Annotated in this window: 12 protein-coding genes; 8 read left to right on the top strand and 4 right to left on the bottom strand. The window is 62.9% G+C overall.

All coding sequences use genetic code 11. The features are described 5' to 3' along the window. Position 1 precedes the first annotated feature (1 nt). The 4 genes from kdpB (at position 2) to BLV20_RS09395 (ending at position 6391) form a co-directional block, all read left to right on the top strand. Positions 2-2101 carry a potassium-transporting ATPase subunit KdpB gene (gene kdpB / locus BLV20_RS09410; protein ID WP_175540162.1) on the top strand — a complete coding sequence of 700 codons (2100 nt, stop codon included), beginning with the start codon at positions 2-4 and terminating at the stop codon, positions 2099-2101. A gap of 105 nt (positions 2102-2206) precedes the next feature. Further along, positions 2207-2761 (top strand): potassium-transporting ATPase subunit KdpC, encoded by a 555-nt coding sequence (gene kdpC, locus BLV20_RS09405; protein WP_092300165.1) that lies wholly within the window; start codon positions 2207-2209, stop codon positions 2759-2761. A 169-nt stretch (positions 2762-2930) separates the two neighbouring features. Beyond that, positions 2931-5582 (top strand): sensor histidine kinase, encoded by a 2652-nt coding sequence (locus BLV20_RS09400; protein ID WP_092300163.1) that lies wholly within the window; start codon positions 2931-2933, stop codon positions 5580-5582. Positions 5583-5695: 113 nt separating this feature from the next. Next, positions 5696-6391, top strand: coding sequence for a response regulator (locus BLV20_RS09395; RefSeq protein ID WP_092300160.1), 696 nt, complete (start codon positions 5696-5698; stop codon positions 6389-6391). An 81-nt stretch (positions 6392-6472) separates the two neighbouring features. Here BLV20_RS09395 and BLV20_RS09390 read toward each other — a convergent pair whose 3' ends face one another. After that, positions 6473-7513, bottom strand: coding sequence for a patatin-like phospholipase family protein (locus BLV20_RS09390; RefSeq protein ID WP_092300157.1), 1041 nt, complete (start codon positions 7511-7513; stop codon positions 6473-6475). 240 nt (positions 7514-7753) lie between these two features. Between BLV20_RS09390 and BLV20_RS09385 the strand changes: the two genes are divergently transcribed. The 3 genes from BLV20_RS09385 to BLV20_RS09375 all read left to right on the top strand — a co-directional run bounded on the left by BLV20_RS09385 (position 7754) and on the right by BLV20_RS09375 (position 9846). Further along, positions 7754-8032 (top strand): hypothetical protein, encoded by a 279-nt coding sequence (locus BLV20_RS09385; protein WP_092300154.1) that lies wholly within the window; start codon positions 7754-7756, stop codon positions 8030-8032. A 142-nt stretch (positions 8033-8174) separates the two neighbouring features. Further along, entirely contained in the window at positions 8175-8942 is a 768-nt protein-coding gene (locus BLV20_RS09380) for a CHAD domain-containing protein (protein WP_092300151.1), read from the top strand. Between the two features lie 106 nt (positions 8943-9048). Then, positions 9049-9846: an acyl-CoA thioesterase gene (locus BLV20_RS09375; RefSeq protein WP_092300148.1), complete on the top strand. Its 798-nt coding sequence runs from the start codon at positions 9049-9051 to the stop codon at positions 9844-9846. 7 nt (positions 9847-9853) lie between these two features. Here BLV20_RS09375 and BLV20_RS09370 read toward each other — a convergent pair whose 3' ends face one another. The 3 genes from BLV20_RS09370 to BLV20_RS09360 form a co-directional block, all read right to left on the bottom strand. Next, positions 9854-10216 (bottom strand): Mpo1-like protein, encoded by a 363-nt coding sequence (locus tag BLV20_RS09370; RefSeq protein ID WP_092300145.1) that lies wholly within the window; start codon positions 10214-10216, stop codon positions 9854-9856. A 150-nt stretch (positions 10217-10366) separates the two neighbouring features. Continuing rightward, complete coding sequence (locus BLV20_RS09365) at positions 10367-11848, bottom strand: methyl-accepting chemotaxis protein (protein ID WP_092300142.1); 1482 nt, start codon at positions 11846-11848, stop codon at positions 10367-10369. A gap of 85 nt (positions 11849-11933) precedes the next feature. Continuing rightward, on the bottom strand, positions 11934-12740 hold the full coding sequence (locus tag BLV20_RS09360; protein ID WP_092300139.1) for a TatD family hydrolase: 807 nt from the start codon (positions 12738-12740) through the stop codon (positions 11934-11936). A gap of 237 nt (positions 12741-12977) precedes the next feature. On the opposite strand from BLV20_RS09360, the gene BLV20_RS09355 reads away from it, so the two are divergent. Then, a complete protein-coding gene (locus tag BLV20_RS09355; RefSeq protein ID WP_092300136.1) occupies positions 12978-14399 on the top strand; it encodes an MltF family protein in 1422 nt (473 codons plus the stop codon). Positions 14400-14425: the final 26 nt, after the last annotated feature.

Raw genomic sequence — 14425 nt, 5'->3', positions numbered from 1 at the left:
GATGAATATGCATGTTCCTTCCTCCAAGAAGGCCGTAACCGAAATGCCCGGCGTCAAAGCCGCGGCTTCGAAACACACAACCGACGAACAACAGAAAACCTCGATCGCGGCCCTGTGGCGTCCGGCGCTGGTGCAGGCCTTCGTCAAGCTCGACCCGCGCCAGTTGAAACGTTCGCCGGTAATGCTGGTGGTCGAGCTGACCGCCATCTTCACTACCGTGCTGTGCTTCTTGCCGGAGACCACGGTCCCGACCTTCGTCGCCGCGCAGATCGCCCTCTGGCTGTGGTTCACCGTGCTGTTCGCCAACTTCGCCGAGGCCCTGGCCGAAGGCCGTGGCAAGGCCCGCGCCGACAGCCTCAAGGCCGGCAGCGAAGGCCTGAGTGCGCGCCTGAAGAAAGCCGATGGTAGTTTCCAGGTGATCCCGGCCGCCAATTTGCGCAAAGGCGATGTGGTGCGCGTCGATGCCGGGGAAATGATTCCCGGCGACGGTGAGGTCATCGAAGGCATTGCCGCGGTCAACGAAGCGGCCATCACTGGCGAATCGGCTCCGGTCATTCGCGAGTCCGGCGGCGATCGCTCGGCCGTGACCGGCAATACCCGGCTGGTATCCGACTGGTTGCTGGTGCGCATTACCAGCAATCCGGGCGAATCGACCCTCGACCGCATGATCGCCCTGGTAGAAGGCGCCAAGCGCCAGAAGACCCCGAACGAAGTGGCCCTGGACATCCTGCTGATCGGCCTGAGCCTGATCTTCCTGATCGTGGTCGTGACCCTGCAGCCGTTCGCCCATTTTGCCAATGGCAGCCTGCCGCTGGTGTTCCTGGTGGCGTTGTTGGTGACCCTGATTCCGACCACCATCGGTGGCCTGCTGTCGGCCATCGGGATCGCCGGGATGGACCGTTTGGTACGGCTGAATGTGATCGCCAAATCCGGCCGCGCAGTGGAAGCAGCGGGCGATGTGCATGTGCTGCTGCTGGACAAGACCGGCACCATCACCTTCGGCAACCGTCGTTGCGCGGCCATCCACGCAGCGCCCGGGGTCAACAACCAGGAAATGGCCGAGGCGACCTTGCTGGCCTCGCTGGCGGACGACACGGCCGAAGGCAAATCCATCGTCGAATACCTGCGTGGACTTTATCCACAGCCCGAGCCCGGCACCGAAGCGCTGACCGCCGTGCCGTTCAGTGCCGAGACCCGGCTGTCCGGTGTCGACTATCAAGGGCGGGTCTATCGCAAGGGCGCGGTGGATTCGGTGCTGACCTTCGTCGGCCTGCAACGCGGCGACCTGGCGCCGGCGCTGTCCCGCGAGATCGACAAGATCGCCCAGAGCGGCGGCACGCCGTTGCTGGTGTGCGCCGAGGGCAAACTGCTGGGGGCCATCCACCTCAAGGACGTGGTCAAGCCAGGCATTCGCGAGCGTTTCGCCGAGCTGCGCAAGCTGGGGATCCGCACCGTGATGGTCACCGGCGACAACCCGCTGACCGCCGCCGCCATCGCCGCCGAGGCCGGGGTAGATGACGTGCTGGCCGAAGCCACGCCGGAGAAGAAGCTGGCGCGCATTCGCCACGAGCAGAATGACGGTCGCCTGGTCGCCATGTGCGGCGACGGCGCCAACGACGCCCCGGCGCTGGCCCAGGCCGACGTCGGCATGGCGATGAACGATGGCACCCAGGCGGCGCGCGAAGCGGCGAACATGGTCGACCTCGACAGCGATCCGACCAAGCTGCTAGACGTGGTGCAGATCGGCAAGGAGCTGCTGGTCACCCGTGGCGCCCTGACCACCTTTTCCATTGCCAACGATATAGCCAAGTATTTCGCGATCCTGCCGGCGCTGTTCGCGGCGATTTATCCACAGCTCGGGGTGCTCAACGTCATGCAGTTGAGCAGCCCGCAGAGCGCGATTCTTTCGGCGATCGTGTTCAACGCCCTGATCATCGTCGTGCTGATCCCGCTGGCCCTGCGCGGGGTGCGGGTGCAGGCGGCCAGCGCGGCCCATCTGCTGCGCCGCAACCTGCTGATCTACGGCCTGGGCGGGATCCTGGTGCCGTTCCTGGGCATCAAGCTGATCGACATGCTGCTGAACGCTTTGCACCTGGTGTAACTGCATCCCCCGCAGGAGCGAGCGTCGTGCCTGACGCACCGCGCGGCGCCTGGCGCCGGCAAGCTGGCTCCTGCTGGGTTTGTTAACCGAATCGAGGATTTGAGAATGTCTAGTGTATTGCGTCCGGCCTTGAGCCTGATTGTGTTGATGACCCTGATCACTGGCGTGGCCTATCCGCTGGCGGTCACCGGTGTGGCCCAGGTGGCGTTTGCGAAACAGGCCAATGGCAGCCTGGTGCTCGACGGCGAGGGCCAGGTTCGTGGCTCGGCCTTGATCGCCCAGGATTTCAGCGGCGACAGCTGGTTCCACCCGCGCCCATCGGCCGGGGCCTTTGCCACGGTGTCCAGCAGCGCGAGCAACCTGGCGCCGAGCAACCCGGCCCTGGCCACCCGCGTGATCGACGAGGCCAACAAGCTGGCGGTGCCCGGGCAGGGGCCGGTACCGCTGGCGTTGCTGACGACTTCGGGCAGCGGCCTGGATCCGCACTTGCCACCGGCGGCGATTAACTATCAACTGGCGCGGGTCGCAGCGGCTCGCAGCCTGCCGCTCGCCACGCTGCAGCAACTGGTGGACGCTCATGTCGAGCAGCCGCTGGTTGGCCCGCCGGTGGTGAATGTGCTGGCGCTGAACATGGCGCTGGAACACCTGGCCGTGAAATGACCCATGTAGCCGCTGGCGCAGCCTGCGATCGGCTGCGCAGCGGCCGTAAAATCAGGTTTCACGGATTTGCGGCCTGATCGCCTCTACTACCGGGTTGGCGGCCGGTCGCCGCCTTCGTCAGCGGCTAGATTGCAGATGGGATGTCTTTTGAATTCAGAGAGAAAAATGCATGAGTGATTCCGGCCGCGCCGACGCCCTGTTAGCCGATCTGCCCCATGACGGCCGCGGCCGGCTCAAAGTCTTCCTGGGCGCCGCTCCGGGCGTCGGCAAGACCTACGCCATGTTGCAGGCGGCGCACACGCAATTGCGCCAGGGGGTGAAGGTTTTGGCCGGGGTGGTGGAAACCCACGGCCGCGCGGAAACCGAAGCCTTGCTCAGTGGTTTGCCGCAGCAGCCGCTGGTGCGTTCCGAATACCGCGGGGTCATGCTCGAAGAGATGGACCTCGACGGTCTGCTCAAGGCCAGGCCCAAGCTGGTGCTGGTGGACGAACTGGCCCACACCAACGCCCCCGGCAGCCGGCACGCCAAGCGCTGGCAGGATATCCAGGAATTGCTGGCGGCCGGCATCGACGTCTTCACCACGGTCAACGTGCAGCACCTGGAGAGTCTCAACGACCAGGTCCGTGGCATTACCGGCGTGCAAGTGCGCGAAACCTTGCCCGACTGGGTGTTGCAGGAAGCCTACGAATTGCTGCTGGTGGACCTGCCGCCGCGCGAGCTGCTGGAGCGCCTGCGCGAAGGCAAGGTGTATGTGCCGGAGCAGGCCCGGGCGGCGATCGACGCGTTCTTCACCCAGACCAACCTCACCGCGTTGCGCGAGCTGGCGATGCAGGCCGCGGCGGCGCAGGTCGACGACGATCTGGCCCAGGGTTATCGCAAGCTTGGGCAGGCCGCGCCGGCAGTGCGTGGGCGCTTGCTGGTGGGGGTCGACGGTGATGCCCAGGCCGAGCGCCTGGTGCGCCATGCCAGTCATGTCGCGCGGCGCCGTCATTTGCCATGGAGCCTGGTGCATGTGGATAACGGCCGGCCTCCCGACGAGCAGTCGCGCCAACGCCTGCAAAGCGCCCAGCAACTGGCCGAGCGCCTGGGGGGTGAGGTGGTCCTGCTGCGCGCCGGCGAGGTGGCCAAGACCCTGATCCAGCATGCCGCGGAGCGACGCGCGAGCCTGGTGCTGGTGGGGCAGTCGCGCAAACGCCTGCGCCGCCGCTTGTTCGGCGGCGGCCTGGCGGCGCGCCTGTTGCGCAATGCCCAGGGCCTGGAAATCAATGTGCTCGACAGCGAGGACGAACCCGGACAGCCACGCCTGCGGGCGGAGCGTTCGCTGATCTGGTTCGACTATGCCCTGGCGGTGCTGGCGACGGTCCTGGCTTCCGGGCTGTCGTGGGCGGTGGCGAGCGTATTGGCGCTGCCGAACATCTCCCTGGTGTTCCTCGCCGCGGTGCTGCTGGTGGCGGTGCGCAGTAGCCTTGGGCCGGCGCTGGTGTGCGCGGCGCTGTCGTTCCTGACCTACGATTTCCTGTTTATTCCGCCGACGTTCTCTTTCAGCATCCAGCGCGAGGAAGACGTGCTGACGCTGCTGTTCTTCCTGTTGATGGCCGCCTTGACCGGCAACCTGGCGGCGCGCCAGCGTCGGCAGCTGCAGGCCTTGCGCGACACCCAGGAAGAAACCAGCGAACTGCTGGACCTGTCACGCAAACTCACGGCCGCCACCGACCGGCAGGCGGTGATCAGCGCCGCGGCGCAGCATCTCAATGGCTGGAAAGAGCTGCAGCTGTGCCTGCTCAATCGCGACGGGCAGGGCGGCTGGAAGGTCGAGACAGGCGGGCCGCTGCAGTTTTCCGAATCCGAACGGGCCGCCGCCGACTGGGCCTGGCAACACGATCAACCGGCGGGGAGGGGCACCGGAACCCTGCCGTTCGGGCGTTGGTGGTGGTGGCCGTTATCTGTCGACGAAGGTCCGCTGGGCTTGCTGGGGGTGTGCCCTAAAGAAGGCGAGGAGCTCAATGCTCAGCGTCGTCGCTTGTTGAGCGCCTTGAGCCAGCCGCTGGCCCAGGCCCTGGCCCGTGCACAGTTGGCCGAGGACCTGGAAGCGGCGCGCCTGCATGGCGAAACCGAGCAATTGCGCAGTGCGCTGCTGGCCTCGGTGTCCCATGACTTGCGCACACCGCTGACTTCGATGCGCGGTAGCATCGACAGCCTGTTGGCGCTGGGCGAGGCGATCCCGCTGGAAGACCGTCGCGAACTGCTCGAAGGCACACGCGATGAAGCCGAGCGCCTGGATCGCTACATTCAGAATCTGCTGGACATGACCCGTCTCGGCCATGGCTCGTTGAAGCTGGCGCGAGACTGGGTGGCGCCGGCCGATATCGTTGGCAGCGCCATAAATCGCCTGCGCGTGGTGCTGGCGCCGCTGCAGGTCAGCACCGAGCTGCCGGCCGAACTGCCTTTGCTGTTCGTGCATGCGGCGCTGATCGAACAGGCGCTGATCAATGTCCTGGAAAACGCCGCGCGCTTTTCACCGGCCAACGGCCGTTTGCAACTGAGCGTCGGGACCAGCGATACCGAGCTGCTGTTTGCCGTGAGCGACGAGGGGCCGGGGATTCCTGTGGAAGATCGACCGCGGATTTTCGACATGTTCTACACCGCCGCACGGGGCGATCGCGGCGGGCAGGGGACCGGCCTGGGGCTGGCGATCTGTCAGGGCATGGTCGGTGCACACGGGGGGCATATCACCGTGGGCGAGGGGATCGAGGGGCGTGGCACCTGCATCACCCTGTGCTTGCCGCTGCAAGTGCAACCCGAGCTTGAAGGAGAGGCCTGAGTGCCGATAAACAGCGTCAACCCAACGAGGCCAGGAGGGCCGCACATGTTCTTTACGATCCAGGGCGCGGTCTGCGCTACTCTTGCGCCACTTATTTGTCTTGAAGCAAAACCATGAGCCAGACCGCGACCATCCTGGTCATTGATGACGAGCCGCAAATTCGCAAGTTCCTGCGTATCAGCCTGGTGTCCCAGGGCTACAAGGTGCTGGAGGCCGGCACCGGCAACGAGGGCCTGGCCCAGGCCGCGCTGAACAAGCCGGACCTGCTGGTGCTCGACCTTGGCCTGCCGGACATGGACGGCCAGCAGGTGCTGCGCGAGTTTCGCGAATGGTCGGGCGTACCTGTGCTGGTGCTGTCGGTGCGGGCCAGCGAAGGGCAGAAGGTCGAAGCGCTGGACAGCGGCGCCAACGATTATGTGACCAAGCCTTTTGGCATCCAGGAATTCCTCGCGCGGATTCGGGCGTTGTTGCGCCAGGCACCCGCTGGCGAAGCGCAGGAGGCAGCCCTGAATTTTGGCCCGCTGAGCGTGGACCTGGCGTATCGCCGGGTCCTGCTCGACGGTGCCGAAGTGGCGCTGACGCGCAAGGAGTACGCCGTACTGGCGCAGCTGGCGCGGCATCCGGGACGGGTGATCACCCAGCAGCAATTGCTCAAGGACATCTGGGGGCCGACGCACACCGAGGACAGTCATTACCTGCGTATTGTGGTCGGCCACCTGCGACAGAAGCTGGCGGACGATCCGACCCGGCCACGTTTTATCGTGACCGAGGCCGGAGTGGGATACCGGTTGCTGGAAGCGCAGGAGTGAGGTGAGCTTATCGCGGGCAAGCTCGCTCTGTAGGCGCGGGCTTGTTCGCGATAGCCATATTCCGTTCCCCGCAAACCCCTTTCAATTCAGCTCGTTTTCGTAACGGTCCAGGGTATCGCTGGCGATTTCCCGCCCCAGTGCGATCAGTTCCGGAGCCTTGTAGAACTCGAAGAACCGGCATACCCGCTTGGGCACGTTGATCAGGATGTCCGGGGGATAGCCGGCGATCTTGTACTGGGCCAGCGAAGTCTGCATGACCTCGAAGCTCTGGTTGATCAGGTCCAGCAGGGACGCGGGGCCGACGTTGTCGATAATGAACGAGCCGGTCGCCGATTTTGGCGCGCCGTCGGTTTCCGGAGCCGCGGCCGGTTGCTGGGCCTCAGGCTCGGCGGATTCGATCCAGGGCGCGCCAACATCGGCTGCCTCGCTGCGCAGCGCCTCCTGTTCGAGCAGCAGCAGTTGTTCGGCTTGCTTGCGGCGAAAGGGCAGGTGCGAGCCCAGGGAATTGATCAGGCTGTCGAAGCGGCTCTTGAAGGCGGCGGGGCGCTGGATCACCGGCAATTGGTAGCGACGCTGGTTGGTCGAGTTGAGGTTGACGGCAATAATCAGGTCGCAGTGGCTGGAGACCACCGGCACGATCGGCAGCGGGTTGAGCAAGCCGCCGTCCACCAGCATGCGATTGCCTTGCATGACCGGCGTAAACAGGCTGGGGATCGCCGCCGAAGCCCGCATGGCCTGATGCAGGCAACCTTCCTGGAACCAGATTTCCTGTTGGTTGGTCAGGTCGGTAGCCACGGCCGTGTAGGGGATGCGCAGGTCTTCGATGTTGATTTCGCCAACGATCTTGCGGATCTGGCCGAACACCTTCTCGCCGCGTATCGCCCCTAGGCGAAAGCTGACGTCCACCAGTCGCAGTACGTCCAGGTAATCCAGGCTTTCGATCCAACTGCGATAGTCATCCAGCCTGCCGGCGGCGTAGATGCCACCGACCACCGCGCCCATGGAACAGCCTGCGACACAGGCAATGTCATAACCTCTTCTTTCGATTTCTTCGATCACCCCTATGTGGGCGTAACCCCGGGCACCACCAGAGCCCAGGACCAGTGCGACACGCTTCTTCATGACTCGATCCTTAGCCGGACAGATTTCCACAATGCACCCATCGAGGGTTTCGGTTCAATCACTGATGCCGGTCCGGGCCTTGGGCAAAGGGATTTTTCCCATGTTTTGCCGCATGAAGGTATGCTCGCGCGGCTATATTGCCAGGGCGGGCCAAGGCACTTTTTGCGGCGGCGATCGTCTTACGTTAACGATTGTTCTTATTTATTCACGACTGTTTTCCCCTAATTTGAGGTGTCATTGATGAAAGCCTGGATCTGTCTGCCGTTGATTGCATTGGTACTCGGTGGTTGTGCCGGCAAGACCGCCTATCGCGACAGCTGCGGTTCGCAACTGGATGCGGCCTGGCGCGAACTGGACCTGGCCAAGGCTGAAGGCTTCGCTGGCACGGTCAGCTATTCCAAAGCCTTGTCGCTGCTGACCGGTGCCAAGACCCAGCAGCAATTCGAAGCCTTCGAGGGTTGCACCAAAAAAGCCGAGAAAGCCCGTTTCTATATTCGTGAGTCGCGCGCCGGTCGCTGATCGCGGTCGCGCCGTTTGCCGCTAGACTGAAGAGCGCTCTTCAGTTTCAGTCTCGCAGGCGTCGTGTTACGCCTGCCCATCCTGCCAGAGCCCGGTCGCAGCCTTTGTGCTGCGGACCGGGCCATTCGTTTCGAGGATCATGATGTCTGCCTTGGTTGATCGGTTGGTGGCACAGGTATTGGCACTGGAGGTGCGCTTGTTGGCGTGCCAGGCACGGTTGCTGGCGGTGACCGATGCCGAGGCGCTGCACGATCTGCGCACTACGGTGCGTCGCCTGCGCAGCTTGTTGCGGGCGCTGCGCGGCTTGCCGGGCGTCGAACAGTTGGAAGCGGCTGCTTCGGCGGTCGGGCAATTGACGACGCCGCTGCGCGACCGCGAGGTCCTGGCCGCGTACCTGCACAAGCATGATTACCATCAGGCCGCCGAGCGTCGTACCACCGGCTTGGCGGATGAATATCGGGCGGTGGCGACCGGTGCCGAACTCAAGCAACTGTTGCTGGTGATCGATGCCTTTCCGCGTTTCCTGCGGGCGGCGCAGCGTCAGGAACTGTTGCGTGGCTTGCGCAAGCGCATCGAAAAACGCCTGGCCAAGCAATGGAAGGCACTGGATCAGGCCCTGCATGATCCGGCTCATGATCGGCACCGCCTACGCCTGCTGATCAAGCGTGTGCGCTACGCCGCCGAGGCTTACCCCGAGCTTGCCGAATTGTCGCCCAAGGCGGTTTCTCTCTTGAAGGACGCCCAGGGCGCGCTGGGCGACTGGCATGATTGCTGGCAATGGCTGGCCCAGGCCGAGCGGCAGGCAGACCTGTTGCCTTGTGTTCCGGTCTGGCATGCCACCATGCACAAAGCCGAGGCCCGTGCCGATCGGGTACTCGACAAACTGAGCGCTGCCTGCTTCCGCTCCTGAAATCGCCTGGCGGCTTATCTGCCAGTATTTTTGGCGGGTATAAATGCTTGATGGCTGGCTGCTGCTGGTTAAGATCCTCGAATCTCTCTTTTGACCTGAGGTTCTCATGCGCTTTTGCGACTTGCTTGATGCCGTCCGCCAGACCCCGTTGGAGCTGTCCATTCCAGCCGACTGGGCGCAGGGGCGGGCCAGCTTTGGCGGCTTGGTAGCGGCTTTGCAGTATGAGGCCATGCGCGCAAAAGTCCCCGCCGAGCGTCCAGTACGCTCTTTGGCGATCACCTTTGTCGGGCCGGTTAGCCCTGATGTGCCGGTCAGCTTCGAAGTCGAGGTGCTGCGCGAGGGCAAGGCCGTCAGCCAGGTGCTGGGGCGCGCCGTGCAGGACGGCCAGGTGGTGACGCTGGTGCAGGGAAGTTTCGGTGCTTCTCGCCCATCCGAGGTCTCGGTCGTCGCCGAGCAAGCGCCGGCCATGAAGCATTGGGACGAATGCCCGGAGCTGCCTTGCATCGAGGGCGTGACACCGGCGTTCATGCGCTATTTGGCAATGCGCTGGAGCATCGGTGGCATGCCGTTTACCGGTAACAAATCGCGGGATATGGGGGGCTGGGTGCGCCTGCGTGGCGATGTGAAGGAAGAGCCCATGAGCGAGTCGCACATCCTCGCGCTGGTGGACGCCTGGCCACCGGCCTTGCTACCACACCTGACCAGCCCGGCGCCCGGCAGCACCCTGACCTGGACCATTGAATTCGTGCAGCCGCTGCAGGCGTTGAGCACCCTGGACTGGTGCAAATACCGGGTCAGTATCGAACATGCCCGTGACGGTTACGGGCATGCGGCTGCGACACTCTGGAGTGCGGAAGGTCAATTGATCGCGCTCAGCCGCCAGACGGTCACCATCTTCGGCTGAAACCTTCTCAATGCCGGTGGCGCTTGCGCCATGCACGCCACCAGGCGCCGCTGAGGACGAAACGTGGAAAGGTCACGAATTGTTCTACCAGCAGGCGCTGGACCGCATCTTTACGGTCGCTGAAAGGCTCGGCGGCCTGGGCCTCCAGGCTGTGGCCGTGACGCTGCAGGCCCAAGGCCGCGATCAGGCCGACCACGCCTATGGCGACGTTGGTGAAGTTCAAGCCGAACACCCCTGAAACCAGCAACAGAAAGCCGACAATGAACAACGGCACCGCAATCAGATGCAACACCAGGTTGGTCGGGTTGCGGTGGTTATGCGGGTAGGAGCGCCATTGCCAGGCGGGGAGGTTGGGGTGACGTTTGCCCATGACTGCGATCCTTGATTCGTAGAAGCCTATGCATCAAAGGATAGGCCCCACGCGGGGCGTCGGCGAATCAAGGCTGGCTATGGGGGCGATAGGCTGGCAGGGGAGCAGCTCCTGCAGGCAGGTCGATCCTGCAGGAGCGAAAGTCGCGGTTTACAGCTTCAATTGACCGATGGCCTTGCTCAGTTCCCCAGCCAGGGTCGCCAGTTCGTTGCTGGTGGTCGCCGAGTCGACGGTCTGCTGCACGGTGTTTTCGGTGACGTCGCGAATACTCACCACGGCGCGGTTCATTTCTTCCGCCACTTGGCTTTGCTGCTCGGCCGCCACCGCAATCTGAGTATTGCTTTCACGCATCTGCGCCACGGCAGCGGTGATTTCCTCCAGGGCTGCACCGGCTTCCTGTGCCTGCTGTACACAGTCATCCGCCTTGAATGAGCTTTCCTGCATGAAGTCCACCGCGTCGCGAGTACCGGCTTGCAGGGCGGAGACCATCCGGGTGATTTCGTCGGTCGAGGTCTGCACCCGCTTGGCGAGGTTGCGTACTTCATCGGCAACGACCGCGAACCCCCGGCCCATTTCACCCGCGCGCGCCGCTTCGATCGCGGCGTTGAGCGCCAGCAGGTTGGTTTGTTCGGCAATGCTGTGGATCACATTGACCACGCCATTGATCTTCTGGCTGTCCTCGGCCAGGCGCTGGATCATCTCGGCGGTCTGTTGCACGCCAGTGGAGAGCCCGGCAATGGACTTTTGCACGCGGCCCACTACTTCCTGGCCGCTGCCGGCGAGGGCGTCGGCGGTCTGCGAGCGGTCTCGCGTGGCCCCGGCATGCTGGGCGATGTGATAGACGGTGGCGGACATCTCGTTGATCGCTGTCGCGGCCTGATCGGTTTCGCTTTGCTGGCCCAGCATGCCGTGACGCACATCGTTCATGCTCGATGCCAGGCGCGCGGCACCGATATCCAGCTGCCGGGCGGTGTTGGCGACTGTATTGACCACTCGCTGGTAACCCGCCTGCATCGCGTTGAAGGCGCTGGCCATCTGGCCGACTTCGTCCGTGCATGACAAGGGCACGCGGGCCGACAGGTCGCCGGTCTTTTCCACGTGCAGCATCACATCCTTGAGGGTGTTCAGTTGGCTGAGCAGAAAACGGATCAGCAGTTGCGAAGCTCCCAGCATTGCCAGCATTAGGACCAGCACGGCCAGCGCGTATTGGCTGAAGCGTTCGCTGAACACCTGGTGCAGGCTCGGCCCATGGGCAAGCACTGCAACCTGTTGGCCATCGGGACGGCGCAGCACTTGTGCACCAATCAGCGGGTTTTCACCGAACAGTGGCATTTCATCGAGCGCCACCCATCCCTTGGCATTGCTCAATTGCGGTAAGGGGCGTTTGTCGAGGCTGGGAATTTGGCCGGCAGCGAAGCTCAATATATTTTCAGCGCTGGGCAGCGTCTGCCCGGTGGGCCAGGCGCCGAGCAGGCTGGCTTGAGCCTTGGCGGAGTTTTGCGAGGCCTGGCTACGCGCGTGTTGTTCCAGCTGGACGGCGTACAGGACCAATAACAGCGTGGTGACGAAGGCGACCGCATTGACCGCCCAGAACTTGTATTTCAGTGAGATATTGCTGAGCCAGGCACCCATGGAAGGTCTTCTCTGATTAAGCGGAACAGTATTGGCAAGGTGCCATTATTGTGCCGCTATGCAGAGTGCCGAATTTTGATATGCATCAAGCAATATCGGGCAAGTCGAAAAAGGCCCGGGCGCTGGCAGTGCTGTGGGCCGCCAGTTCTTCCTGGCTTTCACCTCGATGCAGGGCCACCTCGCGCAACACTTCGGTCAAGTAGGCCGGTTCGTTGCGACCGTTTTTCGGTTTGGGGCGCAAGCTGCGGGGCAACAGATAGGGGGCATCGCTTTCGAGCATCAAGCGCCCGCGGGGAATCTCGCGTACCAGAGGGTGCAAGTGAGTGCCGCGGCGTTCATCGCAGATCCACCCGGTAATGCCGATGTGCAGGTCAAGATCCAGGTAGTTGAACAGCGCGCGCTGTTCACCGGTGAAACAATGCACCACCGCGGCCGGCAACCGATCGCGGAAATCGCGGAGTATTTCCAGCAGCCGCTGGCTGGCGTCGCGTTCATGCAGAAATACTGGCAGTTGCAGTTCAGCGGCCAGCGCCAGATGTTCTTCCAGGACTTTTTCCTGCTGCGCGCGGGGCGAGAAATCCCGATTGAAATCCAGGCCGCATTCTCCCACGGCCTTGACGCTATTTTCCTTGAGCAGGCTGCGCAGGCGCTGTGCGCTGTCGGCATTCCAATCGCTGGCGCAGTGCGGATGAATACCGGCGGTAGAAAATAACTGGCGACCGCTTTCGTCCAATTGCCGCGACAGTTCGAGCGCCTGTTCGCTGCCTTCGACACTGGTGCCGGTCAGCACTAATTGGCAGACACCGGCGGCATAGGCGCGGTCGAGTACTGCCCGGTGTTTTTCGGCGAAACTCGGGTTGGTCAGGTTGACGCCGATATCGATGAGTTGCATGGTGCTATCTCCGCCTGCGGCCGGAAAGCATATCAGAGCTTGTAGATTTATAAGAAAAGCCAAGAACTACAATGAGTTGAAGCTGTCTCTTGCTGCCGGAAGAAAGGCCGTGGTTGGTGTGCCTGCCGTGGTTGTGCCAGTCTTTCGCATCTTGTCAGCGCTCTAGGCGCTCTGTTTCTGTCGTTCGTTTTTTCGCCCGTGTTCGATTAAACGGCCAGTATTCTTCCCGGAGAGCGGATGACGCGACCCTCGGTTTTGCTAGCGTTGTGCTTGTCGTTGCTGCTGCCCCTGCCGGCGGTTGCGCGCTTGGCTGGCCCTCCGGAAGCCGCTGTTGCGGGCAAGGTTCGCGACCTGGCGGAAATTCGCGGCAGTCGGGTCTTGCGGGTGTTGGTCAACCAGAGCCGCAACAGCTCCGGCGAGGTCCAGGGGCAGGCCATCGGCGTCGAATACCACCGCCTGCGTGCCTTTGAGCAATACCTCAATGGCCATGCCCGCGACGGTCAGGAAATCAGTCTTAAGATCATTCCCAAAGCCAAGGATCAGCTGCTCGGTGCGCTGCTGCGTGGGGAAGGGGATCTGGTGGCTCCGGGAGAATTACTGGAGGCGCTACCGGGGCAGGCGGTGAGCCCCAGCGAGCCGGTTGCCAGCAACGTCCCGCTGTTGCTGGTGGGCATCAAGGGCGAGCGGCGTTATACCCGCCTCGAGCAGCTTTCCGGCAAGACACTGGCGTTGACCACGGGCAGTGCCGCCGGGGATGCGGTGAGCCAGATCAACCAGAAGCTGGCGCTGCATAAGCTGGCGCCGATCAAGGTTGAATGGGTCGACCCGAGCCTGGCCGTCGAAGATGTCCTGGAAATGGTTCAGGGCGGAATTTTTCACCTGACCATCGTCGAAAAGCCCATTGCCGAGCGCTGGGGAAAAGTCCTGCCAAAGCTGCGTTTCGATCGGCAACTGGTTATCAGCGAGCCAGGCCAGGAGCATTGGTTCGTGCGGCGTGACGCTTCGATGCTGCGGGCGAGCATCGATCGTTTTCTGAAGGTGTATAAGGCACCAGCCGATCAGGACGTTGCTTTCTTGCGCATCTATCGGCGCCTTTACCAAGTCCATAATCCGTTGACTCGGGCCGATCGCCAGCGTCTGGAAAAACTGCGCCCGGTATTACAAAAGCATGCCGATGCACAGAACATGGACTGGTTGAACCTGGCGGCCCTGGCCTTCAAGGAGTCGTCGTTGCAGCCCAATGCCAGGAGCGGCAGCGGCCCGACCGGCCTGATGCAGATCACTCCCTCGGCTGCCCAGCGGGTCGGGGTAAGTAACATCCAGACGCTCGACAACAATGTCCTGGCCGGCGCCAAGTACCTGGCGTTGATCCGGCGCAAATTCTTTGCCAGCCCCAAGCTCAACGAGCGCGAACGCATGGCGTTTGTCCTCGCGGCCTACAACATGGGGCCGGAGCGTGTGCAGGGTATGCGGACCGAAGCCCGACGGCGCGGGTTGAATCCCAACCAGTGGTTTTTCCAGGTAGAGCGCATTGCCATGGAGCAGGTCGGAATGGGCGCCGTCAGCTATGTTAATAGCGTCAACAAATACTATCTGGCGTTTGACCGGGAACGCGAATCGTTGGAGCCGCAAGCGCGTAAGGTCGTCTCACGGAAATAATCGATAAACTTGATTGTTATCTTGCT

It is taken from the genome of Pseudomonas sp. NFIX28, assembly GCF_900107395.1.
GTDB lineage: Bacteria > Pseudomonadota > Gammaproteobacteria > Pseudomonadales > Pseudomonadaceae > Aquipseudomonas.
This window is presented reverse-complemented; position numbering and strand designations above follow the sequence as displayed.